The 756-nt window shown below is 72.5% G+C and carries 1 pseudogene; it reads right to left on the bottom strand.

Annotated features, from left to right (window positions below):
- Positions 1 to 225: 225 nt before the first annotated feature.
- A pseudogene (locus tag FJV41_RS49435) lies at positions 226 to 756 on the bottom strand (HEAT repeat domain-containing protein); the annotation flags it as partial.

Raw genomic sequence — 756 nt, 5'->3', positions numbered from 1 at the left:
AAGAAGGGGGCGACGGGCGCGGACGGCGCCTCCGGACCTGGGGCGCCAACGCCGGCCGGGAAGCCGGAAGCGAATCCCCTCGCTTCGGAGCGCGAGCGCGCCAAGGCTACCGCCCAGCGCTGGGCCAACGAGTTCCGCTCGCGGACGCGGCGCACCTGAAGCGCACCCACCAGCGCCAGGCCCCCCTCCTGCCCCAGGAGGGGCACCCTTTCCCGCGCCGTGGCGTCAGGGCTGGCCCTTCGGTTCGACGGGGGCCAGGCGCCCGTCCATCGTGACGCGCAGCACGTGGGCAGGTGCGAAGGCGCCAGCCCGGCCGCAGAAGACTTCATCGAGTCGCTGATTCGTCGTCCCCACCACGAGGTTCCCCGCTTCATCCAGCGCGTGTGCCAGCGGCGCACCGGGGAGTTCCACCCAAGGCGTGGCGCGCCACCGCCCCTCGGACGCTTCGACACGCACCAGACGCCCGTCTCCGCCAAACAGGTGTGCGAGGCCCTCCACCACCACGAGGGTGCCGTGCACACGCACGGCCTGCAGGGGGTTCGCACGCGGCTCCTCCAGCACCGTCACCCGCCCGGCCTCGTGCACTTCCAGCGTGCCGCCAAACTCCCCGTCGTCCCGTCCGACGAGGCAAGCCTCTCCCATGGCCTCGAGGACGGACGCTGAGTCCGCGTCAGGTACATCCGCACAGGGCCCCTCTCGCGAGGGCGCCCTCGGCTTGTCCCAGTGCAACTGGGTGGACGTGGGGCCCTGGCACAT

Origin of the sequence: Myxococcus llanfairpwllgwyngyllgogerychwyrndrobwllllantysiliogogogochensis (genome assembly GCF_006636215.1) — a bacterium.
GTDB classification, from domain to species: Bacteria; Myxococcota; Myxococcia; order Myxococcales; family Myxococcaceae; genus Myxococcus; species Myxococcus llanfairpwllgwyngyllgogerychwyrndrobwllllantysiliogogogochensis.
This window is presented reverse-complemented; position numbering and strand designations above follow the sequence as displayed.